Annotated in this window: 25 protein-coding genes, 1 tRNA gene and 1 pseudogene; 16 read left to right on the top strand and 11 right to left on the bottom strand. The window is 51.9% G+C overall.

Annotated features, from left to right (window positions below; all coding sequences use genetic code 11):
* From H6868_07245 to H6868_07215, 7 genes and pseudogenes are all read right to left on the bottom strand, one after another.
* Positions 1-1567 (bottom strand): annotated as a pseudogene (locus H6868_07245) (methionine--tRNA ligase).
* Positions 1568-2716, bottom strand: a complete 1149-nt coding sequence (locus H6868_07240; GenBank protein ID MCB9989110.1) for a DNA polymerase III subunit delta' — start codon at positions 2714-2716, stop codon at positions 1568-1570.
* On the bottom strand, positions 2706-3353 hold the full coding sequence (locus H6868_07235; protein ID MCB9989109.1) for a dTMP kinase: 648 nt from the start codon (positions 3351-3353) through the stop codon (positions 2706-2708). The genes H6868_07240 and H6868_07235 overlap by 11 nt, the downstream gene beginning before the upstream one ends.
* Complete coding sequence (locus H6868_07230; protein ID MCB9989108.1) at positions 3353-4516, bottom strand: D-alanyl-D-alanine carboxypeptidase; 1164 nt, start codon at positions 4514-4516, stop codon at positions 3353-3355. The genes H6868_07235 and H6868_07230 overlap by 1 nt, the downstream gene beginning before the upstream one ends.
* A 44-nt stretch (positions 4517-4560) precedes the next feature.
* Positions 4561-5559 carry a septal ring lytic transglycosylase RlpA family protein gene (locus tag H6868_07225; protein MCB9989107.1) on the bottom strand — a complete coding sequence of 333 codons (999 nt, stop codon included), beginning with the start codon at positions 5557-5559 and terminating at the stop codon, positions 4561-4563.
* Positions 5543-6541: a lytic murein transglycosylase gene (locus tag H6868_07220; GenBank protein ID MCB9989106.1), complete on the bottom strand. Its 999-nt coding sequence runs from the start codon at positions 6539-6541 to the stop codon at positions 5543-5545. Before H6868_07220 ends, H6868_07225 begins: the two co-directional genes overlap by 17 nt.
* A gap of 61 nt (positions 6542-6602) precedes the next feature.
* Positions 6603-6920, bottom strand: a complete 318-nt coding sequence (locus H6868_07215; protein ID MCB9989105.1) for a rhodanese-like domain-containing protein — start codon at positions 6918-6920, stop codon at positions 6603-6605.
* 165 nt (positions 6921-7085) lie between these two features.
* On the opposite strand from H6868_07215, the gene H6868_07210 reads away from it, so the two are divergent.
* From H6868_07210 to H6868_07200, 3 genes are all read left to right on the top strand, one after another.
* Positions 7086-7175: transfer RNA gene (locus H6868_07210), tRNA-Ser, on the top strand.
* Positions 7176-7376: 201 nt separating this feature from the next.
* Positions 7377-7700, top strand: a complete 324-nt coding sequence (locus tag H6868_07205; GenBank protein MCB9989104.1) for a winged helix-turn-helix transcriptional regulator — start codon at positions 7377-7379, stop codon at positions 7698-7700.
* 132 nt (positions 7701-7832) lie between these two features.
* The gene (locus H6868_07200) at positions 7833-8456 is read left to right on the top strand and encodes a hypothetical protein (protein ID MCB9989103.1); all 624 of its coding nucleotides are present in this window, start codon (positions 7833-7835) and stop codon (positions 8454-8456) included.
* Positions 8457-8486: 30 nt separating this feature from the next.
* On the opposite strand, the gene H6868_07195 is transcribed toward H6868_07200, so the two are convergent.
* Positions 8487-9278: a hypothetical protein gene (locus tag H6868_07195; GenBank protein ID MCB9989102.1), complete on the bottom strand. Its 792-nt coding sequence runs from the start codon at positions 9276-9278 to the stop codon at positions 8487-8489.
* Between the two features lie 219 nt (positions 9279-9497).
* Between H6868_07195 and rplU the strand changes: the two genes are divergently transcribed.
* From rplU to pepN, 5 genes are all read left to right on the top strand, one after another.
* Entirely contained in the window at positions 9498-9779 is a 282-nt protein-coding gene (gene rplU / locus H6868_07190) for a 50S ribosomal protein L21 (GenBank protein ID MCB9989101.1), read from the top strand.
* Between the two features lie 33 nt (positions 9780-9812).
* Positions 9813-10097 carry a 50S ribosomal protein L27 gene (rpmA, locus tag H6868_07185; protein ID MCB9989100.1) on the top strand — a complete coding sequence of 95 codons (285 nt, stop codon included), beginning with the start codon at positions 9813-9815 and terminating at the stop codon, positions 10095-10097.
* A gap of 70 nt (positions 10098-10167) precedes the next feature.
* A complete protein-coding gene (obgE, locus tag H6868_07180) occupies positions 10168-11193 on the top strand; it encodes a GTPase ObgE (protein ID MCB9989099.1) in 1026 nt (341 codons plus the stop codon).
* On the top strand, positions 11171-11797 hold the full coding sequence (locus H6868_07175; GenBank protein MCB9989098.1) for a sugar transferase: 627 nt from the start codon (positions 11171-11173) through the stop codon (positions 11795-11797). Before obgE ends, H6868_07175 begins: the two co-directional genes overlap by 23 nt.
* Positions 11798-11892: 95 nt before the next feature.
* Complete coding sequence (gene pepN, locus H6868_07170) at positions 11893-14493, top strand: aminopeptidase N (GenBank protein ID MCB9989097.1); 2601 nt, start codon at positions 11893-11895, stop codon at positions 14491-14493.
* Here pepN and H6868_07165 read toward each other — a convergent pair.
* Complete coding sequence (locus H6868_07165) at positions 14474-15001, bottom strand: hypothetical protein (GenBank protein MCB9989096.1); 528 nt, start codon at positions 14999-15001, stop codon at positions 14474-14476. The two genes, pepN and H6868_07165, sit on opposite strands and share 20 nt — an antisense overlap.
* Positions 15002-15144: 143 nt before the next feature.
* Here H6868_07165 and H6868_07160 point away from each other — a divergent pair, with 143 nt between their 5' ends.
* The 4 genes from H6868_07160 (at position 15145) to H6868_07145 (ending at position 19068) form a co-directional block, all read left to right on the top strand.
* The gene (locus H6868_07160; GenBank protein ID MCB9989095.1) at positions 15145-15750 is read left to right on the top strand and encodes a YqaJ viral recombinase family protein; all 606 of its coding nucleotides are present in this window, start codon (positions 15145-15147) and stop codon (positions 15748-15750) included.
* 30 nt (positions 15751-15780) lie between these two features.
* Complete coding sequence (locus H6868_07155; GenBank protein MCB9989094.1) at positions 15781-17160, top strand: hypothetical protein; 1380 nt, start codon at positions 15781-15783, stop codon at positions 17158-17160.
* Positions 17135-17797, top strand: coding sequence for a ribonuclease HII (locus H6868_07150; GenBank protein MCB9989093.1), 663 nt, complete (start codon positions 17135-17137; stop codon positions 17795-17797). The genes H6868_07155 and H6868_07150 overlap by 26 nt, the downstream gene beginning before the upstream one ends.
* A 155-nt stretch (positions 17798-17952) precedes the next feature.
* Positions 17953-19068 carry a site-specific DNA-methyltransferase gene (locus tag H6868_07145; GenBank protein ID MCB9989092.1) on the top strand — a complete coding sequence of 372 codons (1116 nt, stop codon included), beginning with the start codon at positions 17953-17955 and terminating at the stop codon, positions 19066-19068.
* 19 nt (positions 19069-19087) lie between these two features.
* On the opposite strand, the gene H6868_07140 is transcribed toward H6868_07145, so the two are convergent.
* Together H6868_07140 and mutY are read right to left on the bottom strand one after the other, a co-directional pair.
* Positions 19088-19948, bottom strand: a complete 861-nt coding sequence (locus H6868_07140) for a DUF4852 domain-containing protein (protein MCB9989091.1) — start codon at positions 19946-19948, stop codon at positions 19088-19090.
* Positions 19949-20026: 78 nt separating this feature from the next.
* Positions 20027-21118 (bottom strand): A/G-specific adenine glycosylase, encoded by a 1092-nt coding sequence (gene mutY, locus H6868_07135; protein MCB9989090.1) that lies wholly within the window; start codon positions 21116-21118, stop codon positions 20027-20029.
* On the opposite strand from mutY, the gene H6868_07130 reads away from it, so the two are divergent.
* The 4 genes from H6868_07130 to H6868_07115 all read left to right on the top strand — a co-directional run bounded on the left by H6868_07130 (position 21117) and on the right by H6868_07115 (position 24485).
* Positions 21117-21623, top strand: coding sequence for a DUF721 domain-containing protein (locus H6868_07130; GenBank protein MCB9989089.1), 507 nt, complete (start codon positions 21117-21119; stop codon positions 21621-21623). The genes mutY and H6868_07130 overlap by 2 nt on opposite strands.
* 292 nt (positions 21624-21915) lie before the next feature.
* Entirely contained in the window at positions 21916-22482 is a 567-nt protein-coding gene (efp, locus tag H6868_07125) for an elongation factor P (protein ID MCB9989088.1), read from the top strand.
* Between the two features lie 4 nt (positions 22483-22486).
* Entirely contained in the window at positions 22487-23293 is an 807-nt protein-coding gene (locus H6868_07120) for an inositol monophosphatase (protein ID MCB9989087.1), read from the top strand.
* A gap of 31 nt (positions 23294-23324) precedes the next feature.
* Positions 23325-24485: an OmpA family protein gene (locus H6868_07115; protein ID MCB9989086.1), complete on the top strand. Its 1161-nt coding sequence runs from the start codon at positions 23325-23327 to the stop codon at positions 24483-24485.
* Positions 24486-24527: the final 42 nt, after the last annotated feature.

The raw sequence follows: 24527 nt of genomic DNA, 5'->3' as shown, positions 1-24527 counted from the left end.
TTACGCTACCTGTTCTTTGTTATCCTCTTCGACGATTCGCGGGAAAACGCCTTGTGGTTGGTCGATGGTGGTGCCGCTCGCCAGCGCGTGCCCGGCGTTGATATGGCTGAAGTCACGGGCGCCAGCCGGAATTTTGATCTGGTCCAGCATTTTGCCGGCACTTTCGGGCATGACGGGCTGGACGATCAGGGCCAGACAGCGAATAGTTTCGGCCAGCACGTACAGCACTGTACGCATACGGTCGGGATCTTCTTTTTTCAGCTTCCACGGGGCTTGTTCATCGATATAAGCATTGGCGTCGCCAACGATGCGCCAGATGATTTCCAGCGCTTTGTGGAAGCGCTGCAGGTCGAGTTCCTGACGAACGCCGGGCACCATGCGGATATGGACTTCGTCGAGTAATTTTTTATCGGCCGGTGTGAAATCGCCATGTTCCGGGAGGGCACCGTCGCAGTTTTTGTAAATCATGCTGAGCGTGCGCTGGGCCAGATTTCCCAGCCCGTTGGCCAGATCGGCATTAATCCGGGTAATGGCGTCTTCGTGCGCGAAGTTGCCGTCATTGCCAAATGGCACATGGCGCATCAAGAAATAGCGCGAGGCATCGACGCCGTAGCGTTCGACAAGGTCGTGCGGGGAAATTGCGTTGCCCAGCGATTTGGACATTTTCTGCCCCTCGATCGTCCACCAGCCATGGGCGAAGACGCATTGGGGCGGTTCCAGCCCGGCCGCCATCAGGAAGGCCGGCCAGTACACCGCGTGAAAGCGCAGGATATCCTTGCCAACGACATGGTAATCGGCAGGCCAGAATTTCTTGTAATCCGGCGCTTCGGTATCCGGGTAGCCCAGCGCGGTAATATAGTTGGTCAGGGCATCGATCCAGACATACATCACATGTTTGTCGTTGCCTGGAACCGGGACGCCCCAGTCAAAGGTGGTACGGCTGATGGACAGATCACGCAGGCCGCTTTTCACGAAGCTGATGACCTCGTTGCGGCGGGATTCCGGCAAGATGAAATCAGGATTTTTTCTCGTAAAGTTCCAGCAGGCGGTCTTGCCACGCGGACAGGCGGAAGAAATAGCTTTCCTCTTCAACCCATTCGCATTCCGCGCCGGACGGGGCGACTTTCTTGCCGTCTACGTCGGTCAGTTCATCCTCGCCGTAATAGGCTTCATCCCGCATCGCGTACCAGCCGCTATACTTGTCGAGATAGATGTCTCCTGCTTCGACCAGTTTGTTCCAGATGCCTTGTGCCGCCTTGATATGGCGCGGCTCGGTGGTGCGGATGAAATCGTCATTCGAAAAATTCAGCGTTTCACAAAGATCACGGAAGTTCTGGGAGACCTGATCGGTGAATTCCTGCGGGCTGATCCCAGCGTTATCCGCAGCCTGTTTGACTTTCAGGCCATGTTCATCCGTGCCGGTCAGGAATTTAACGTCATAGCCGTCCAGCCGTTTGAAGCGTGCCAGCACGTCGCAGGCAATCGTCGTGTAGCTGTGCCCCAGATGAGGTTTGTCGTTCACGTAATAAATCGGGGTGGTTACGTAATAGCTGGGCTTGTCGGTCATTTAGGCGGCTTTCCTGTCTTGGTATATTCCAAACGCGCCCAGAACGGCTTGCCGTTTATCAAGGTTGGCGCGGGTAAAGGTTTCAAAATGGTCCCTGAGGGTTTCGCAGATTTTGATCCAGTCTTCAAGAGAATACTGGATTTTGAGAGCTTCCAGCCGGGCGATCCCTGCCGGCAATTCACTCTGGCAGGCGGTGGCTTTTAAAAGACTTTCATTGGTCCACAGCATAACATCGCAAAAGGCGCGGTAGCTGCTTTCGGCGCCGGGGCGTGCGAGCTTGTCGGCGAGTTTATGGATGGCGCTCCAGTCGGGCTGTCCCGTGTTATCCATTAGGGACAGAACGGTGTCGAGCATTTCCAGGCCGCCCTCCTCCGCGATTTTAAGCCCCTGCCCGGCGCTTCCTTGCGCGATGGCGTACAGGGTGTCGATATCGTCCGCGGGCATGGAGGGATGCTCTTTGCGGATCAGCGCGGCAAAGTCAGCACGGCTCAGCGGCGGGATGTTTACAACGCGGCAGCGTGAGCGGATCGTCGGGATCAGCGCCCCGATCCGGTGCGTAATCAGGATCAGTAAAGCCTGTTCCGGCGGTTCTTCGAGAATTTTAAGCAGCGCATTCTGGGCGTTGCGGTTCATGGTGTCGGCATCGTCGATGATGACAATCCGCCAACCGCCCTGCGAGGCTGTCATGCGCATAAAGGGGGCAACTTTGCGTACGGAATCGACGGATACGCCGCTTTTGACCTTGCCGGTTTTTTCGTCGGTTTCGCGCTCTACGGTCATCAGGTCGGGATGTCCACCGGACGCCACTTGCCGGAAGACCGGATCTGCAGAAGGAACCGACAGGTTTTCAGGTTTTTCGGCGGGCAAGGCCTCGCCAAATAATCCGCCGCTATCATCTTCAGTGTTTCCGTGCTTGAACAGGTACCGCGCCAGCCGGAAAGCCATGGTTGCTTTTCCGACGCCTTCCGGCCCGGCAAAAATCAGGGCGTGGGGCATGCGCTGGCTTTGTGCCATGGCCAGCACGAAGGATTCGATGTTTTCCTGGCCGGTACAGGATGTCATTTCCCGCGGTGGCACCAGACCATCACCGGCTTCCGTTACCGGCGCGTCGCCAAAGTTGTCTTCGTCTTCGAATTCGTCAAAAAGCATTCAGTTTATCCGTAACGGCTGATTCCAGAGCACCGGCGATTTCATCAATCGTTCGGGTTGCGTCGATCACTTTGCAGCGCTCCGGTTCGCGGGTGGCAATATTCAAATATTCGCGGCGCAGGTTTTCATGAAACGAGATATCCAGTTTTTCAAAGCGGTCTTCGGTTTCCGTGCCACCAACGGCGTTTTGTTTCAGGGACCGGGCCAGTCCGGCGCGAGGCTCGATATCGAGGATGAACGTCAGGTTCGGCGAAAAACCGTTGATGGCCAGATCGTTGACGGCTTCGATTTTCTCAGGCGGTAAGCCGTGTCCGGCGCTCTGATAGGCGCGGGTCGAGTCGGTGAAACGGTCGGAAATGACAATTTTTCCGGCGGCCAGCGCCGGTTTAATTAAATCTTCGACATGCATGGTGCGGGCGGTGAAAAACAGCAGGACTTCAGCCATCGGCGTCCAGTGGCCGCCGTCGCGCTGAACAAGAAGGTTGCGGATTTTTTCGGCTTCGGGGGTGCCGCCGGGTTCGCGCGTTGTGACGACTTCATGCCCGCGTGCTTCCAGCCGCTCTTTCAAAAGCCTGATTTGTGTGCTTTTGCCGCTGCCCTCCCCGCCTTCGAGGGTGATGAACAGGCCGCCGGACATTATTTTTCGTCCTCTTTATGTCCGAAAACAGACAGTTTTATTTTGGCCAGCGTTCCGGCAACAAGCCCCAGACGTGGAACGTCCTGTGAGGCCAGCAGCGGAATTTCCAGCGTTTCTCCCCGCGGCACGGCCACGCGCAGTACGGCGACTTTATCGCCTTTGGCAATCGGCGCTTCCAGCGGCGATTCATAAACGACATCGACTTTCAGGTCATTTTTGACACTGGAGGGAACGGTGGCCTTTAAATCCTGCGCGAGGGTGAGGGCTACCTTGTCGGACTTGCCCATCACAACGGAAGCGTTTTCGACGGTTTCACCGGCTTTGAACAGTTCTACGTTTTCAAAGCTTTTCATGCCCCATTCCAGAAGTCTGGCGCCTTCCTGTGCGCGGGCCTTTTCATCCGGCAGGCCGTTGACGACGATAATAACCCGCCGTCCATTATAAACACCGGCGCCCATCAGGCCGTATCCCCCGATCTCGGTGTGGCCGGTTTTAACGCCGTCGGCACCGATATCACGGTAAAGCAACGGGTTGCGGTTGCGCTGTTTGATGTTGTTATAGGTGAATTCCTGTTCTGCAAAATAATGGTAGTAATCCGGAAAATCACGGATGATTGCGGCGGACAATGTGGCCAGATCGCGGGCGGTTGAATAATGATGGGGGTCGGGCCAGCCGCTGGCATTCATGAAATGGGAATGTGCCATGCCCAGTTGCCGGGCTTTGGCGGTCAGTCCCTCGGCAAAAGCTTCTTCGGTACCGGCCAGACCTTCGGCCAGAACGATTGTGGCATCGTTACCCGACTGGATCAGCACGCCGCGGATCAGATCCTCGATTTTGACGTTTTTGCCAACTTCGACAAACATCTTGGAGCCGCCCTTGCGCCAGGCTTTTTCACTGACGCGTAAGGTGTCGTCGAGAGATATTTTCCCATCTTTCAGGGCATCAAATACCGCATAAATCGTCATAACCTTGCTCATCGACGATGTCGGCATTTGCGTATCGGCGTCCTTTTCAAACAAAACCATCCCGGTATCGTAATCGATGACGATGGCTTGTTTGGCGCTGGTCGTCATGGGGGTTGCGGCCTGTGATGCTGTCACGGGCGCCAGAAAAAGGGCTAGTACGAAAAGGCGGTAAATCAGTCGTTTCATTATCTTTCCAATAAAAGAAGAAGTCGGTTTTTCTACAGAATAAGGATTTATGGCGCTTATTCAACCACTATGATCGCATCCTGATGACCGGTGTTGACGAGACGGGCCAAAAGCTCGTCGGCCTGATCGACCGAGCTGACCGGTCCCAGCCGGACGCGGTAAAAATGCTGGCCGTTGATTTCAACAGGATAGACACCGGCGCGCCCAACCGGCTCCAGACTATTCCGGAGGTTGACGGCATTATCGTGAACACTGAACGAGCCTGCCTGCACATAAATGTTGCTGGGGGTGACGGCTTCCTCGGTGATGACCGGGTCGGGATAAAACTGACCGTTACGCGTGTGACCGGGAATAACGCTTTGCAGCGGTTCTTTCTGGACGCCTTGCAGCCCGGCGGTTTTTCCGGTTTCCGGCGTGACGGCGGCGGTCTGGTATGTTGCCGGTGGCTGTGATGCGGTCGCAGGTGTCGGTTCCGGTGTTGCCAGATAGCCTTTTTTATTGGCGGCAATTTCAAAGCCGCTTGTATCCCTGCCGGATTTGGCGGCCTGCGCGATTTTCATGCTTTCCTCGCGCAATACCTGAAGGCGGACTTTGGCTGTACCCTTGTTTTTAAAGCCCAAAAGATCAGCCGCCCGTTTGGAGAGGTCGATAATCCGGCCCCGTGCGTAAGGGCCGCGGTCATTGACCCGGACGATGAGGGAACGGCCGTTTTCAAGGTTGGTTACCCGCACCAGAGAGGGCATTTGCAGTGTCCGGTGCGCAGCCGTGAGCTCATTCATATCAAAAATTTCGCCATTGGCAGTCTGTTTGCCGTGGAATTGCGGACCGTACCATGAGGCAATCCCGGTTTCCACCAATGTGTAGCTTTCTGTGGGGTAGTACATTTTGCCATCAATTTTGTAAGGCGATCCGACCTTGAAGGTTCCCTGGCTTTTGGGCGGCGGGTTGATACTTTTGGCGACATGAGAGGCAAACTGGATTTCCGAGCAGCCGGATATCAGGAGCACGGAAGCAAACAGGAAAAACAAGGATCGAATATTATTGTGCGATAGCATCGGCCAGTAACCCCACGGATGTTGCAAAATAGGTGGAACGGTTCCATTTCATGATGGTTCGGAAATTATCGTAAGCCAGAAAGGCCGGGCCGCCAACGCCGTCCGGCGTGACAATGGAGGCCTTGATTCCGGCGGCTATTGGTATAGGCTTTCCATTTGGCAGGGTTACGTCCTGTTTTTGCCAGTCCGACAGGCTCTTTTTGACTTCCAATCCTGTCAGGGATTCTGGGAATCCGGTGGGAAGTTTAACCTCCCTGCCCCAGCGATATCCGGCCTGCCAGCCGCTGCGGGACAGGTAATTGGCTGTCGAAGCAAAAACATCGGCTTTTGTACCCCATATGTCCTTGCGGCCGTCATTATTGCCATCGACGGCAAAGCTCATGAAGCTGGAAGGCATAAACTGATTTTGTCCCATGGCGCCCGCCCATGATCCTTTCATGTCACCGGCGGCGATATGTCCGTTATCAATGATCTTCAGGGCGAGCAGCAGTTCTTTGCGGAAAAATTCACCGCGCCGCCCGTCCCATGCCAGCGTCGCGAGTGCCGGAACAACATCAAAGCCGCCGGTGTTGGTGCCAAAGTTGGTTTCAATGCCCCATAGCGCTACAACATATTCGGGGGCTACGCCGTACTTTTTTTCCACCGCGGCCAGTTCATCGGCGTACTGGCGGCGGAGTTTGCGGCCTTTTTCAATCCGGACCGGATCAACGATCCGGGTGCGGTACTGTGCAAAGGTCATTTTGCTTTCGGGTTGTTTGCGGTCAAGCTCGATAACGCGCGGGATCGGGGCGATGTCCTTCAGGGCGGCATTCAGGGTTTGTTCTGAAACGCCTTGTTGAACTGCTTCGGCCCGGAGGGTCTGCAGCCATTGATCGAATTCACCGGCATACACCGGTGATGAAATTGTAAATAATAAATAAAATACAATTACTTGCGCAACGTATTTAAAGTTATTTGTTAGCAAGTTGTTTTCTCCATAAATTCGATTCGGCTTTTCAATACTCTAGAAGAGCCGCCGGTCACTCACAAAGAAATTTTATGGTTTATCCCGCTTTTTCCGTAGGCAATCCGGCCTGTTTCCAACCGGTCAGGCATCCCTGGAACCGGTATGGTTTTTTGCCGGTCAGTGCTAAAAATTGCTGACAGGCCATTTGCGAGCGTTTGCCGCTCAGGCATTGCAGGATGATTTTTTTGTCCCCGGCCAGCTCCGCCACATGTTCGGGGCGAAAACGGGATAATGGTTCGGATACGGCACCGGCAATGTGTTCTCCCCGGAATTCATCGTCTTCGCGGACATCAAACAAGACCGCCTTCCCGGCTTCGATCCATTCTTGTGCCTGTTGCGGCGTGATGATCTCCATGGTGCAGTCGTCGCTTGCGCAAGCAGAGTTGTTACCGAGAATTTTATTGAGAAAGCCCATCATGGCTGTGTGTCTCCTGCGTTGATTCGAATAAATTAGCCCTTACTATAGTAAAAATCCTTTACGAATAAAGAGGGGATGTGTATTCCTTTTATCCGAAAAGACGGATGGGTGGCTGAGCGGTTGAAAGCACCGGTCTTGAAAACCGGCATGGGTGCAAGCCCATCGTGGGTTCGAATCCCACCCCATCCGCCATAACCGTCATAAGATTATCGGCTAGACTCTTCTCATATCCTCGATGAAGTGAATCCACGAAATCTATAAAAAGAGCCGCACGCGTGCAAAGCACGCTTCCGTGATTCTTTGTGGCCGCTATTTTTTCTTGCCGATAAACTCCCGTTATGTAATTCTCTATAAATTAGGAAATGCTAATTTTTAGATCGGGATCGTTTAATTATGTCTGACTCAATTCGGTTGCACGCTATATTTGCCGCGCTTGGCCATGAGACACGGCTGGCGCTCGTGGATCACATGGTGAATGGTGATGGGGAAAGAAAAACCGTAAACGAGCTTGCCGATCTTTGTGGGATCAGTCCGCCCGAAACATCTCGCTCCCTGAAAAAACTATGGGAAGCCGGAATCGTTGACCGCAAGAGAATGGCTGTGCCGGGAAAAAAAGGGATGGTTGTGCTTTATAGCTTGTCAGGCGAGACTCTTCAAAATTCTCTTTGTGATGTTGCACATTTATTTCGGCTGACGCCCTGTGCTTCCCGCGCTTGATGTTAAAATATTAACAAAATATTGATATATCCTGTTTTATACTAAAAGTTGATTACCAAAGAATAAAAATACAAAAGGGACATACAAATCTTCTGACTATATTGTATTATAGGTCAGGAATAGGAGATTCGTATGAGTGGTAAGGGAACAGAAAATACTCCTGATAAGGTTGTGGATAGCGGTTTTAGCGATGCAACGCTGGATCCGGAAGTGGCGCATGAGGCCATGGCCCATTTGATGGACCATTATCTCAATACACATCAAATGGTTATGAAGAAGCTGTGCCATGCCCGCGATGCAACCCAGCAGCGTCTGGATGATATAGAGAGTGCTGAAACCGGCGGTGTTGAGCTTGCGATCATTCAGCAATACAAGCAACTTGGAGACTTATGGACCAGTTTGGTGGCGCTTTTTGAGCGATCGGCCCTGTCCGTTGAGGAAATGGAAGCTGTGGACGGTGCCATAGGCATTATCCCGAAATCAATCAAGAGATATTACGATACGCTGGTGCGGATGGATACGGATCTGATGGCGCTTATTACCAAAATGGCGAGCGAAGAGTACCAGACTGCGTACCATGAAGCTAAAAAGGTCACCGAAAAGGTTCAGCAGGGCCGCAATCTCCTGTCCGGTCTGTCGCCAGACGAATATGAGCCCGCTGCAGCAAGAGATTTGCCTACATCGGCCGTCAGCCAGAAATGGGATGTGATTACATTGCCCAACGGGCAAAAACTTCACCTTCAGGGCGGTGCCTGACTTTCTAAATCTGATAAATAGGTGGAGAAATCAGGCCGCCTGATTAACAACGTGTTCTTGTCCCGGTTCCAGAGCCGCTGTCAGAATGTCGCGGATGACCTGATATAAGCCGGGGGGGAAACGTTCTTTATCCGTAAACAGGGCTTGCAGCTCGCTGGCCAGCTCATTGAACCCCTTTACCGTTTGCTGGAACTGGTCACTGATATTCTCAGGCAATGCCCCTGCTCCCTGCAGGGTCAGGCTTTGTTCCGAAACAGAAACATGAAGGTAATCAAACTGGATTTCCAGACTTTGTTCGATCTGTGTAACAGAGCCGTCTTCGTTCTGGATTGTCGCGACGCTGTTAAAGCTGGCGCTCAGGCTGATGGCCGTTACTTCAACCTGCCGCTGTTCAATTTGAAGCGTTTGCGGCTGGGGCGTGATGGCGCCGATCTGCCGGCCCAGCGCATGCAGGGCGGTCCCCACCTGTTTCAGGCCGTTAATCAGAGGATTCGCCTGTTCCGGTTGTGCCTGTGAGAGCAGGCTTTTCAGGAAACCTATCTGCTCCTGGAGCTGTTCCAGACGCTTTGAGATGAATTCTTCGTCTTGCTGGCGAAGCTTTTCCGGCCCCTTACGCAGTTCTTGCAAGGCTTGCCGTCCTTCACGCAAAAAGTTGCGTGCTTCTTCCGACAGATCAATCTGATCGCTCAGATGATCGTTGGCCTGCCCGGCTTTATTCGAAAACCCCTGAATATTTTGGTATGAAGACGCAGAAGATGCCCGATCCGATGAGGTGGCCGGGCCTTGAGAAAACAGCGATGGAATTTCTACTCCTGCAAACATGTCATTTCTTCCTGAAATGAACTCATTTCTTACTATCCTACTCCTGATCGTAGAATAAAAAAGTAAAAAACTCATTAGCAAAGACCTTAATATCCACAAAAACCTCTTTTGGGGTCGGGAAAAAGATTTGCGAATTTACGGATACATTTTCTTGACAGCCTATAGGCTTTGTGTATATTACAGCCCTTCGTAAATCAGAACAAAAAGTGGTTGAGAATTATGTTTGCAGTTATTCGCACAGGCGGGAAACAATATAAAGTCGCTAAAGACGACAAGTTTAATGTTGAAAAACTGGACGCCAAAGAAGGCGCTTCGGTTGATCTTGACGTTCTTTATGCCGAAGGTGGCAAAAAAGCGACCGTGAAAGCCAAGATTATTGAGCATGGCCGCGGCCCGAAAGTGACGATTTTCAAAAAGAAACGCCGTCAGAATTACCGTCGTACAAAAGGACACCGTCAAGATCTGACCTTGATCCAGATCACGGACGTCAAAGCGGCCTAAATATATAAGAATTCGTATTCAGGAGATTAAATAATGGCACATAAAAAAGCAGGTGGTAGTTCCCGTAACGGTCGCGATACAGCGGGCCGTCGTTTGGGCGTAAAGATTTACGGCGGTTCTTTCGCGAATGCCGGTAACATCATTATTCGCCAGCGTGGGACGAAATTCCACCCCGGCCACAATGTTGGTATGGGCAAAGACCACACGATTTTTGCATTGGTGGAAGGTAATGTGACTTTTTCCATGGGGCGCAATGGCCGTACAACGGTTAACATTGTTCCGGCAGCCAATGATACGATGGCGCAAGCCGCCGAATAGTCGGGCTTTCCAGTAAGAATTTATGGAGGGGGAAGGTCAGCCTTCCCCTTTTTATTATGGGTGAATAAAAATGAAGTTTCTCGATCAGGCAAAGATTTATCTGCAGAGTGGTAACGGTGGTCCGGGCTGTGTCTCGTTCCGGCGCGAGAAGTATATTGAGCGCGGCGGGCCGGACGGTGGTAACGGCGGCAAGGGCGGCGATATTGTCTTTGAATGTGTCGATACGCTTAATACCCTGATTGATTTTCGCTATCAGCAGCATTTTCGTGCCCGTCCCGGCGAAGGCGGAGCCGGACGGAATAAAACCGGTGCCGGCGGCGAGGACTGTCTTATCAAAGTGCCTGTAGGCACCCAGATTCTCGATGAGGATAAGGAAACCGTCTTGCTTGATATGATGGAACCGGGCGAACAACTTGTGTTCCTGCGCGGTGGGGATGGCGGTTTTGGCAATACGCATTATAAAAGTGCGACCAATCAGGCGCCGCGGAAGGCCCTGCCCGGCTGGCCGGGCGAGGAACGTGCGGTGTGGCTACGGCTGAAACTGATTGCCGATGTCGGTCTGGTGGGGCTTCCCAATGCCGGGAAATCTACTTTTTTGGCGGCCTGTACGCGGGCGCACCCGAAAATTGCCGATTATCCGTTTACGACGCTGCATCCTAACCTGGGCGTTGTCCGTATTGAAGGCGGGCGTGAATTCGTGCTGGCCGATATTCCGGGGCTGATCGAAGGGGCGCATGAGGGCCATGGTCTGGGTGATCGTTTTCTCGGCCATGTCGAGCGGACGAGTGTTCTCCTGCACGTGATCGACAGCACGCAGGACGATGTTGTCGGGGCGTACAATGTTATTCGCAATGAGCTGGCCGAATATGGCGCCGGGCTGGATGAAAAGCCGGAGATTATCGCGTTGAACAAATGTGATGCAATGGGTCCGGAATTATCCGCCGATCAGGCGCAAATCCTCGAAAAAGCGACCGGGAAAAATATCTATAAGATTTCCGGCATCTCCGGCGAGGGAGTGAAAGATGTTCTGTTTGCGTTGAACAAGGTTATTCAAGACAATAAAATAAGTGAGTATGAAAGCGAAACGAGCATTTGATATTGTAGGCTCTCTCGTCGGAATAGTTGTTGCCGCTATTCCTGTCACTGCTGCGGCTGTATCGTTAGCTGTTGTTAATCGCGGCTCCCCTTTTTTTGTTCAGGAACGTGTGGGGCTAAATAGAAAGCCCTTTAAAATTCTCAAACTGAAATCTCTCAAAGATGTGTACAATGCGAAAGGTGAGCTGTTGCCTGTTGAGCAGAGGGTGTCCAAGGTTGGGACGTGGCTGCGGAGAACAAAGATTGACGAGATTCCACAATTCATAAATGTACTAAAAGGCGATATGAGTTTGGTTGGGCCACGGCCAAGCATTGATCCCCATCAACCTTTTGGTGATCAATTATCTCTTGATGAAAAAAGGCATAAAGTTTTGCCCGGCATGACGGGGCTGGCACAAATTCACGGTCTCAATTTATTATCTAATGAGGAGGTGCTCAGGCTGGACTATCAATATGTTGACAGTCATTCCGTCATGGGTGATGTGATGATTTGTTTGAAAACACCTTTTTGTATCGTAGCTCAACGAAAAGCTCCTCATTATAGTAATAAGTCTTCGTGCTTTGATTCCGGTGCTTCCTATCCTTCCCAGAAATTTATGCCGTAATGGTCAGTAGGTTCGAAGGGACTCCTTCCTTTTATTATTTTTCATTGTTATCATTGAGGAACAATAACGATTCCTGATGAAAGTGATTTTGCGCCATGAAAACCGATACGCCGCAGACGATTTACCTTAAAGACTACCAGCCTCCCGCGTACACCGCGCAGCATATTGATCTTGATTTTGTTATTTCCGACAGCCGGACGCTGGTGGCGGCAAAGACGCGCTTTCAGAAAAATCGTGACGGTGATGAAAAGCTGGTTTTAAGCGGCGAACACATGGTTTTGAAATCCGTGGCGCTGGACGGCAAGCTGCTGGAAGATGGCAAGGATTATGTTGTCGACAAGGAAAGCCTGACGCTGCTTGCCAAGACTTTTGACAGTTTTGAGCTGGAAGTAACAACCGAGATTAACCCGGCGGCGAATACGGCGCTGGAGGGGCTGTACAAGTCCCGCGGTACGTATTGTACGCAATGCGAGGCCGAAGGGTTTCGCCGGATTACCTATGCGCTCGACCGGCCGGATGTTATGCAGACCTTCACGGTGCGGATTGAGGCATACAAAAAAGATTGCCCGGTTTTGCTGTCGAACGGGAACCTGATAGAAGAAGGCAATGTTGGTGATGACCGGCATTTCGCCGTTTGGCACGATCCCTTCCCCAAGCCTTGTTACCTGTTTGCGCTGGTGGCCGGTGATCTGGTGCATATTGAGGACACGTTTACGACGGCCAAGGGGCGCGATGTTGTCCTGCGGATTTATGTGCGCGAAGGCGATCAGGACCAATGCTGGCATGCCATGGAATCCCTGAAGCATTCCATGAAGTGGGATGAGGATGTGTACGGGCGCATCTATGAGTATGATCGTTTCAACATTGTCGCGGTGAGCGACTTTAATATGGGCGCGATGGAGAACACATCGCTGAATATTTTCAATACGGCGCTTGTACTGGCCCATCCGGAAACGGCGACCGACAGTGATTTCGAACGGGTCGAAGGCGTGATTGCGCACGAATATTTCCACAACTGGACCGGTAACCGCGTGACTTGCCGGGACTGGTTCCAGCTGTCCCTGAAGGAAGGGCTGACCGTTTTCCGGGATCAAGAATTCAGCGCCGACATGAACTCGCGCGATGTGCAGCGGATTGCCGATGTTTCTATGCTGCGCCGCCTGCAGTTTCCCGAGGATGCCGGTCCTCTCGCCCACCCGGTGCGCCCGGACAATTATATGGAGATCAATAATTTCTATACCGTAACTGTCTACGAAAAAGGGGCGGAAGTGATCCGGATGCAGCATACGTTGCTGGGCCCTGAAACCTACCGCAAGGCAACCGACTTGTATTTCCAGCGTCACGACGGGCAAGCCGTAACCTGCGAGCACTTCGTCAAGTGCATGAGCGACGCTTCAGGCCGGGATATGGAACAGTTTTTCCGCTGGTATACGCAGGCCGGAACGCCGGAGATTAAGGCATCGGGCCGTTACGACAAGGACGCGCGGACCTATACGCTGAGCCTGTCTCAATCGCTGGCTCCGACCCCCGGTCAGTCGTCGAAAAAGCCGATGCATATCCCGGTCAAAGTCGGTCTGGTCGGACCGAATGGCGATGATATGGCCGAAGAATTGCTGGAGCTGACGGACAGCAAGCAGGATTTTGTTTTTGAAAACATATCTTCCCAGCCTGTACCGTCGATCCTGCGCGGTTTCTCGGCGCCGGTGCGGCTGACGACCGATATCAATGAAGCCGGTTTGCGGTTCCTGATGGTCAATGATAATGACGGCTTTAACCGCTGGGAGGCCGGACAGACTTATGCGCTGCGGATGTTAAACCGCTTGATTGATGCGCAGGAAGGCGGGCAGGAATATAATGATGCCCCGGAAGATTTTCTGGATGCTTATGGCGCTCTGCTCGATCAGGCCTTTGCGCCGGATGTCGATAAGGCGCTGTTATCCCGTTCGCTGGCGTTGCCAGACGTTGCGGTTATCGGTCAGCACCGGAAGGAAGTCGACCCCGGCAGCATTCACCGTGTGCGTGAAAAAGTCATGGCAGCCATTGCCAAGACGTATAAAGACAAGCTTGAGAAAATCTATCACGACAACCGCACGGCGGAGCCGTTTGAAAATGATTTTGCGGCTATGGCGCAGCGTAGCCTTCAGAATACCGCCCTGCACTATCTGAACGATCCGGCGTTGGCAAAACGGCAATACGATCAGGCCAATAACATGACGGACCGGGTGGCGGCGCTCAATGTTCTGGGCGATAGTCACGATCCGGTGCGGGATCAGGCTTTTGCCGATTTTTATGAGCGATTCAAAGGGTATCAGTTGGTGATGGATAAATGGTTTGCTTTGCAGGCGGCGGCCGTGCGGCCGGAAACTATCCGTGATGTAAGGGCGCTCAAGGGACATGCTGCCTTTACCATGACCAACCCGAACCGGGTGCGTTCGCTTTATGCCGCTTTTGCCATGAATAACCCGGTTTGTTTCCACGACAGCAGCGGTTCAGGCTATGAATTCCTGACCGATGCGGTGGTGGAGCTGAATGCGCTTAACCCGCAGATTGCGGCGCGGCTTTTGACCCCGTTTAAAGAGTGGCGGCGCTATACCCCGGACAGGCAAGAAAAAATGAAAGCTTGCCTGGAGCGCATTGCCAGCATTCCGGATATTACATCAGACGTCTACGAGATTGTTACGAAATCGCTAGAATAGAAGGGAGAATGGGCGGTACATTGACATGTGCCTGACCTTTTTTTCCTTCTGGATGTTTGTAAAGAGACTTTTCAAATTCCGGCAATGTTTTTTGCAAGGCTTTGAATAGTTTTTTTCCGGTTTTCTCATCTTTGTGTACACCCGCAGAGAATACCTCGGCCAGTTCTAAAGCATGAGATTCACACGGTTTGTTTTCTGCCGCTTTATATATATTGGCAATAACCAGCATTCCCATTAGTGCTTTGGCGCACTCGTGTTCATATAGATTTTCTTCCCCGGACGGGGTGTCGCAGTTTTCACTTGTTCTGAAAACAGTGGAGGCCCAGCATGACATTAAGTTATTCATGGCTCTGGGGAGCTGGAATGTATTGTTTCCGGCTTCTTTGCTTTCCTTGATAAGGGCAAAAGCTTCTGTGCTGCAAGCTCTGACATCAAACGGCTTTATGACTTTTTCTTCTGTGTCTTTTTCCAAGGTATTCACACGCTCTGTTTCGCTTTGTTTGTCCATTAACGTGGGGTTGTACCAGATATCTTATTAAAAATCAAACTAATGGTTATGAAATTATCAAGCGATTGTTGAGGTGGTAATTACCGGGAATCGGGATAGACTAACGGGAATGGTTCTCTAACAACGGTTTTCAAACAATTTCCATGATCCTCGCGCATATAGAACAAGGTTCCGACGAATGGCATGATGCGCGTTGTGGCGTGGTTACGGCTTCGAATTTCAAGGCTGTTCTGACCGGCGGGCGTGGTAAAACGCGCGCCAGTTACATGCGCCGTTTGCGCGACGAGATCATCACGGGGCGGCCGACGCCGCCGTCTTTCCAGAGTGCGGCTATGGTTCGTGGTTGTGATCTGGAGCCGCAAGCAAGGCGGGCCTATGAAGAGCATGCCGGGGAAAGTGTCCGCGAAGTTGGAATTGTGTACCTGAATGACCAGCGGCGGGTGGCGGCATCGCCTGACGGGCTGGTGAACGGGAATGGCGGACTGGAGATTAAATGTCCCCTGCCCCATAACCATGAGAAGTATTTTCGCGAAGGCCGCGTTCCCGCGCAATATGTGCCGCAGGTTCAAGGAAACTTGTGGGTGACGGGCCGGGAGTGGTGGGACTTTGTATCCTATGCACCGGAATTTCCGCCGGAATATCGTTTGATGACCCGGCGTGTTTACCGTGATGAGGCTTTTATTTCGCTGTTAAAGGCGGAAGTGGAGCGTTTTATCGAGGAGCTGGACAAGGCCGTCCAGAATACATAAGCTTTGATCCTGTAGATAAGGAGAGCGTTCATGTCCCCGACCCAGATTACGATTTTATCCGCCATATGTGTTTATTTTGCTGCGATGATCGGGATTGGTCTGTATGCCAGCCGTAATCAGAGCCATGAAGGGTTTGTGATCGGCAGCCGTAATGTCGGCTATATCCCGACGATCGGTTCGCTGGCGACCAGTTTCCGCGATGGGATGGGAATTTTATTCTGGTTTGGATTTGCCGCGACGTCCGGCTATGGCGGTTTGTGGTTAATTGTCGGGGCGATTGTCGGTTTGTTGATTTATACGATTATCGGGCCGCGTGTTCGCGATATTGCCAAGCGTCATGATTATGTGACGATCGGAGAGATGCTCCGTGCACAGATCGGTATTGTAACGGAGCGTGTAACAGCCCTGATCATTGTTGTTTTTGCCCTGCTTTACAGCGCTATGCAGCTTTATGTGTCCGGTAACCTGTTTGCGGTCGTGTTGGGTCTCGATGCCTGGATCGGGGTTTGGGGCGTCGCTCTGGTTGTCGGATTTTACCTTTATTTCGGCGGGTACAGCACGGTTGTTAAAACCGATGCGATCCAGTTTTTTCTGATTATTTCGCTTATCCTTATCCCGTTTTTCTTTACCCCGGCCAAAGAAGATTTGCTGGATTTCGGCAGTCTTTTTTCTTTGCCGGCTGATATGTCATGGGCTCTCGCTTTTATTGGGTTTTTCTTTGTTCTTGGCTCGGCGGACACGTGGCAGCGTGTGTTTTCCGCCCGAAATGATCGTGTTATCAAGATCAGTTTCCCGCTGGCTGGTGTGATGCTGGGGATTATGACTCTGAGTCTGATTTTTCTGGGGATGGCGGCCAAACCGTATCTGGGCACGGACATTTCAGCCGACAATGCTTTTTTCCTGATTTTCGAAGGTGATTATATTGCGCCGTGGCTGCTGGCGTTTATTGCGGTGGTGACGATGGCGATTTGTATGTCGACGTTGGACACGATGTCCTATCTGGCGGCGGCAACGATCGGTAAAAATTTTATGCCGCCGCAGATCACGGAAAAGCGAGAGCAATATGTGCTGATGAGCCGGGTTGTGATGATTGTGATCCTGATCGGGATGGCTATCGTTGCCATGACGATTACCGATGTGATCCAGTTCCTGTTTAATACGGCCAGCGCCTTGTTCATACTGGCGCCGCTTTATGTGCTTGTTGCTTTTGGGTTGCCCCACCGCAGGCATCGTTCGACCGATGTGATGATAACGCTGGCTACGGTGGTCAGCCTTCTGTTTTACCTGTTCCTGTTCGTGAACGGTTATTTTGACAAATATATCCTGACGATGATTTTACCCGTGGCGATTAATGCGGTTTTGGTCGGCGGTGTGTTGTCGATGGATGGGATCAAGCATGCCAGAGCCTGAGCTGATCTGCGGCATAGACGAAGTCGGACGCGGACCCTTGGCCGGGCCGGTTGTGGCGGCCTGCGTGATTATTCCCGGTGACGTACGCGGTTTGCCTTTCTGGTCGCTTGTCACGGATAGTAAGAAACTGACGGCAAAAAAACGCGAGTATTTATTTCCGCTGATCCGGCAACATTGTCGCTATGGCATTGCCGAAGCCTCGGTGCAGGAAATTGATGATCTGAATATCCATCATGCGACGTTGCTGGCGATGAAGCGATCTTATTTCAATTGTTGTCATCCTGAACGAAGTGAAGGATCGTTTACCGCTTTTGATTTCAGATCCTTCGCTAACGTTCAGGATGACAGAATGAAAGCTTTAATCGACGGGAAATTCTGTCCGACCCTGCCCTGTGCGGCGCAGGCCATTGTCGGCGGTGATGGAAAAGTGCCGGAAATTTCCGCGGCCTCCATTTTGGCCAAGGTTACGCGGGATCACCTGATGATGAAACTTCATAAGGAATACCCGTATTTTGGCTGGGACCGGAACGCCGGTTATGGCACCGCCCAGCACATGGAGGGGTTGGCGCAACATGGTCCGACAGATCATCACCGGCAATCGTTTGCGCCTATTCGACTATATGCGAAGACCGGATAATTTTCTTTGATTCAAAAAAGAGTCTAAAAACAGAGTCTTAGCAAGGGTTTAAGGCTATAACGCATTGACTCTGTTTGATGAATCCTCATTTTTTGCTTGACGCCGAGTCCCGGATGACTCATGATTCGCCCTCTTGATTTCGAATAGGAGGCAAAATGTCGAGTCAAAAAAGAGCGATATCCACAGTCAAAAATACAATTCTTCAAGGCGAATGTGTCGAGATGATGCGCAGCCTGCCGAAGGAAAGCGTGGATATGGTGTTTGCCGACCCTCCTTATAATCTCCAGCTGGGCGGTGATCTGCACCGCCCCAACAATTCCAAGGTTGATGCGGTCGATGATAGTTGGGACCAGTTTGACAGTATGAAGGCTTATGACGATTTTACCCGTGAGTGGTTGTCGGCGGCGCGCGATGCGCTGAAGCCCGACGGCTCGATCTGGGTGATCGGTTCTTATCACAATATTTTCCGGGTAGGCGCGATTTTGCAAGATTTGGGGTACTGGATCCTGAACGATGTGATCTGGCGCAAAACCAATCCGATGCCGAATTTTCGCGGGCGGCGGTTCACCAACGCGCATGAAACGTTGATCTGGGCGGCTAAATCTGAAAAATCCAAATACCGGTTTAATTATGACGCCATGAAGGCGCTGAACGAAGATTTGCAAATGCGCAGCGACTGGTTCATTCCGCTGTGTACGGGCGGTGAACGTTTGAAGGGCGATGACGGGCAAAAGGCTCACCCGACGCAAAAGCCTGAAGCCCTGCTCTATCGCGTCCTGATGTCCTCGACCAATCCCGGCGACCTTGTGATGGATCCGTTTTTCGGGACGGGTACGACGGGCGCTGTTGCGAAAAAGCTGGGGCGTGATTTTATCGGGATCGAGCGTGAAGACAGCTATATCAAAGCGGCACAGACCCGCCTTGATGGGATTAAAAAACTGGGCAGCGATGAAATTCTACATACGCCGTCCAAGCGCGAACAGCCGCGTATTCCGTTTGGCACGCTTATAGAAAAAGGTGTTTTGAAGCCGGGAACGGTTTTGCGAGACGCCAAGGGTCGTCATGAAGCCAAAATTGGTGCCGATGGAACGTTGATTGCCAATACGCACCGCGGGTCCATTCACAAGGTTGGTGCGGCCCTGCAAGGGGCGCCAAGCTGTAATGGCTGGACGTTTTGGCATTATCAAAACGGCCGGGAATTGTTGCCGATCGATTCATTGCGCCAGCAGGTTCTGGCCGAAACAGCGTCGGTTCATAATACGTTGCAGTAAGTGTTGGCGGCTCAGGAGATCAATAGTTTCGACGATCTTCTTCGTGGAGAAGGAATTTTTTCTCCTCGTCGGCATAAAATTCCAGTCCGTCAATCCGGCCGAAAACAGAGGCCATTAATCCCCCGGTGTTGCCCCGGCTCATGCCGCGATAGCTCATGACAGAGAATTTAACGCGCATATAGGCCATCCTTGTATAGTATCGCAGACGTCTTGTTTGCCCGATCCCTTCGTATTTCAGAGAAACCATTTTGAGGTATTCGTCGGCCAGATCCCTGCTGACGGGAACTTTGCGCAGGGAAAAGGGCCGGGAAACGACGAGCTCAAGATTTCGTGGGTAATTGGGAATTTCCCGGTCATATCCACAAATGGCGGCGTCGTAGCGGCTGGTTTCAATCTGGAACCGGGTTTTGGAGTCAATCATGCTTTCCGGTTCTACTTCAAAATATTCCTTTTCGGTGTTGTACCGTCCCAGTTCCAGAGGGATGAGAACATCGAATGTTCTTTTGAACTCGGGAAGTCTTCTAAAGATCTCACGGCGGCTGGCTTCCCTGATGTTGTGCCAGTCCAGATCGTTGAAATAAAACTGGGTGTACAGGTCGCATTCATTAATCATCAAATAGTAATCAATGGCTTCATCGTTGTTAATGTCCAGTTGCGCCAAGGCCCAATAGAGTTTGGACAGGTTGTCGAGTGTCGTCGGCACGTAATCTTCTGAATTGACAGGGGCCAGCATTTCTTCGGGGTCGACATAGGAAAAGGCCTCTAGCTCGTCCTCTTCTTTTTGCGCAAAGGCATGACCGGAAAAACATGTTCCCAGCAACACAATAAGGGCAAGCGTCATTAACGCATAAAATTTACCAAGCTGTCTTTTTTTCGTCATGTCACACAACTACCAATCTTGTTCTGATGACTATTATAGCATAAAGCAAAACTCTATTCATAATGGACACTGCTATCACTATGCCTCTAAAAGCTTTACGAATTTCTTAAAAAGCGTGGGCCATCCGGTCTTTAAAATATCCTTTTTGGCAATCCAGAAAAAATCATCAGGAAAGAGCATGCTTTGAGTGTCTGGCAGTGTAATCAGGTGGCCTGATAGCTTCAGATCAAAATGGGTGAAGCTGTGGGATATGGATTCGTCTAACGGTTTCGGGCTAAGGGGCTTCAGGAAATCCGGATGTGTTGGTTTTTCGTCAGCGGGAAGCCATTCCGATGTCGGCAATCCCGTCATACTGCCGAGCATTCCTTTTTCCGGTCTTTTCTGGGCGAGCAGATTGCCATCGGGATCGGTGATCCAGTAAATATAGCCGTGTTTTTGCGGCTTTTGTTTCTTCGGTTGGCGCCGGGGAAAGGTTTCCGGGGTGCCAGCCTTGTAAGCGGTGCAGCCGGATTGCAGGGGGCATAATCCGCAGCGCGGCGCTTTGGGGATACAGACCCCTGCCCCGATATCCATTAATGCCTGGGCAAAGTCACCGGGATGATCGGTACGGTTTTCGCACCAGAGCTCCGTTTTGGCTTTGATGTCTTTTTTGCCTTTGGGGAGTGGCTGTTCGATCGCGTAGTAACGCGAAACGACGCGCTCTATATTGCCGTCAATCACCGTTGCCGGTTTGTCAAAGGCTATGGCCGCAATCGCAGCGGCGGTGTAATCGCCGATGCCGGGCAGTTTCTTCAGCTCTTCTATGGTGTTCGGGAACGTGCCGCCGTGTTCTTCAGAAACAATCCGGGCGCATTTATGCAGATTACGGGCGCGGGCGTAATAACCCAGCCCCGCCCAGGCATGCATGACGTCGTCCTGCGGTGCGGCGGCCAAATCGTGAACCGTGGGCCATTGTTCTGTGAATTTCAGGAAATACGGAATAACGGCATTTACGACGGTTTGCTGGAGCATGATTTCCGATAGCCAGACATGATATGGGTTCGGCGTTTGTCCCGGCAGCGCCCGCCACGGCAGAGAGCGTCTGTGAGCATCATACCAGCGCAAAACCTTTTGCCGGAGGATGTCGATATTCTTGTCATTTTTGGGCAGGGCTGTCATAGTGCTCCGCATGAGTTTACGTCCCTTGTCATCCACCGTGCCCAAAGTGACCGAGCAGGTTTGCAGCCGCAAATATATCATGCTGGGGCGGCTTGTCACGCACTGGCCGGAAATTGTTGGCGAAGAGCTGGCGAGCAAAGCGCACCCGGTGAAAATCCGTTATATGAAGAAGAAAGAAAATCAGAAGACAGCCGCGACGGCGACGCTGGATATTTCTGTTTCGCCGGCGGATGCCACCCTGCTCCATTACCGCAAGGATTTGATTTTGGAGCGGATTAACCAGATATTCGGCGATCGCTGGGTGAGCGCGCTGCGGTTCGTGCCGCAAACCGGGAATGAGAAGGCAAAGCCGACCCGGCGTAAGAAAACGGTTGCTCCCAGTATGGCGGATAAAAAATATTTAGCGGGAATGCTTGCAAATATAGACGATCCCGATATATATGAACGCCTTGAAAACATGGGGACAGCCTTTCTGCAGGATAAAAAAGATAAGGAAACAAGAGAACATGGAAAATAGTGCCCTATCTCTCGCGGAACGATTTTCTAGTCATGAAAGAATTCCTACCAGTGCAGCAAGGCAAAACGTGTCTCTTCTCGTAGAAAGGACTTTTTCCGGAAACTCGACGGTTTGGACGCGATATTCCCGGGATAAGGTGGCGATTGTTCCTGTGGAGCACCTTATGGTGATTGATTATCTTATGGCAACGGGGCAACACGCGTCTACGCTGGAGTCGGCTAGACAAGAGAGAGACCGGAATTTAGAAGATTTAAAGCATAAATTATAGTGACGATTAAAAGAGGTTAAATAAATGAAAGTTACGGCGATTACCCTGCGGGCGGGCAATGTCATTGAATATAACGGCAAACTGTGTGTTGTTGTGAAGAACGAAATTATTCAACCGGGGAAAGGCGCGTCAGTCTCCCAGATCGAGATGCGCGACCTGCGCACAGGCAACAAGGATAACGTGCGTTTCCGGACACAGGAAACTGTTGAGCGGGCGCGGCTGGAGCAAGAAGACTATCAATATCTCTATGAAGACGAAGCCGGCTACAACTTCATGCATACCGGGAATTACGAACAGATTGCCGTTAAAGGCGATATTATCGGCGATCCGGCGGCTTTCCTGCAAGAAGGCATGATCTGTGTGATTGAAACCTTTGAAGGCGAGCCTTTGCGCGTGGAGTTGCCTGCCACCGTTGTTTTGGAGATTGTCGAGGCCGAGCCTGTGGTTAAGGGGCAAACGGCGACGACTTCTTATAAGCCGGCTATTCTTGAAAACGGTGTCAAAGTCATGGTTCCTCCGCATGTCAGCATGGGTACCCGTGTTGTGGTGAAGACCGAAGATTCAACATACGTCGAACGCGCGAAGGATTAAGCTTATGGCTCTCTCCCCTCATATCAATATCATGTTGCGCGCGGCTGAGAAGGCCGGCCGGACGCTGGCGCGCGATTTCGGCGAAGTCGAACAGCTTCAGGTTTCGCAAAAAGGCCCCGGTGATTTCGTATCGGCGGCGGATCGGCGTTCTGAAGAGATCCTTTATAACGAGCTTTCGAAGGCCCGCCCCGATTACGGGTTCCTGATGGAGGAAAGCGGCGATTCCAAAGGGCCGAAAGACTACGAATACCGCTTTATTATCGACCCGCTGGACGGGACGACCAATTTCCTGCACGGCATTCCGCATTGGTGCATTTCGATCGGGCTGGAGCGCAAGGGCGAAATTATCGCCGGGATCATTCTTGACCCGGTTAAGGATGAGGTGTTCCGTGCCGAAAAAGGCATGGGTGCCTTTATGCGCAATACACGCCTGCGGGTGTCGGGACGGCAGGGGTTGAAGGATGCTCTCGTTGCAACCGATCGCACCCCCTTTGATGTGAAAGAAAAATACATGAGGGAATCGCTTGCGGTTTCCAAGTTTGTGCCTTCTTTGCGGGAGATGGGCAGTGTTGCTTTGGGGCTTGCTTATGTAGCTGCCGGACGGTTTGATGGCTATTGGGCTTTAAGTGCAAAACCATGGGATATGACGGCAGGCGCTTTGATTGCCAAGGAGGCCGGTGGGATGGTTTCGGAAGTAAATGGTAAAAGTTATGCTCTTGATTCAAACAATATCATTGCCTCTAACGGCCCGTTATTCAATGATCTGAAAAAGTTGTTGCAAGCGGCGAACAAAGGTCAGGAAGCGGCTTGAACTTAATCAACAACGGCTGCAAATGATAGATATGTATGGCTGTCTTAAATATGCGCTGTTTTTGCTGTTTCTGTTCGGAGGTATCGTACCTCTTCGGGCGCAGGATGAGCCTGTTCCGTCTGTTGAAATTGACACCAGCGTCCTGAATGAACTCAATCGTCATTATGGTGTGCCGGATGAGGAAACGCCTCACCCTCTTACCCTGACACCGCCGGCGCCTGTGCGCCCTTCTGCGCCGTCCTTGACGGCTACTCCGGCGGAAAAAAAGGTTGAAAGCCCCCCTGTGCAAACGCCTGTTCAGGCCCGTGTGCCTGCCAAAGCCCAAAGTTTCCCGGTGCAAACGCGCGTGCGCAGCGAAAGCATTAATCCGGCAAGTCTGGCTACGCCTCAGCAGAAAGACGTGCCTGCTGCTGTGGCTGTTCCTTTGCCACCGCGTAAGCCGCCGATCGCATCACCGATGCCCGATATGGTTACCGAGGCTGTTCGGGATGTTATGCGGGATGAGGTTGACGATACGGATATTCTTACGCCGGAGCCGTTTATCGCGACGCCTGTGCCGCCCAAGCCCAAGCGGCGACCGGATAGTTTCAAGGTTTCCCGCACTTATGCGCGGAACGTACAAAAAGAAAGCCTAAGCAAAGAGGCTGCCGCTGCCAAACCCAAGCCGCCGGTTGTCGTGCGTCAGGATAAAGTTACAGCCGACGTTCCCAAGATGCCGGCGGTGCCCAAAGACCTGGTAAACAAGGAGCCGTTGACGAAGAAGCTGGTGAACCCCAGTCGGGAGCAACTTTTGGCCAGCGTCGAGCAAATTGCCGAGCAGACAGGCGAGGTCAGTGAAATCGTTATGGAACCTTCGCCGGAAGATTTACTCGATTTTGAACAGGTCGTAATCTTTTTTGCGCCGGACGTTGCGCAGCTTGACGACAAGGCTCAGGAAACAATCAAAAAAATGATTATCCCCTTGTTACAGAACAATGCTGCCGCCCGCGTTCAGGTGATGGCGTATTCGGCACCGTCAGACAGCTTCAGCAGTGGTGCCCGCCGGACGTCCCTTTCACGGGCTTTGGAAATTCGTGCGTTTTTATTGAAGAACGGGATTTCCACGCGCCGCGTCGATATACGGGCGCTGGGGGATGAAACGGACCAGATGCCTCAAGACCGGGCTGAGCTGGTTTTGATTCCCGGCGCCTGAAAAGCGGAATATGTGGATAAGATAATCCGAATCGCCCGGTTT

This window comes from Rhodospirillales bacterium (assembly GCA_020638175.1).
In the GTDB taxonomy this organism is placed as follows: Bacteria; Pseudomonadota; Alphaproteobacteria; order Micavibrionales; family Micavibrionaceae; genus JACKJA01.
The sequence above is the reverse complement of the archived record's forward strand: the minus strand, read 5'-3'. Positions and strand labels throughout refer to the sequence as shown.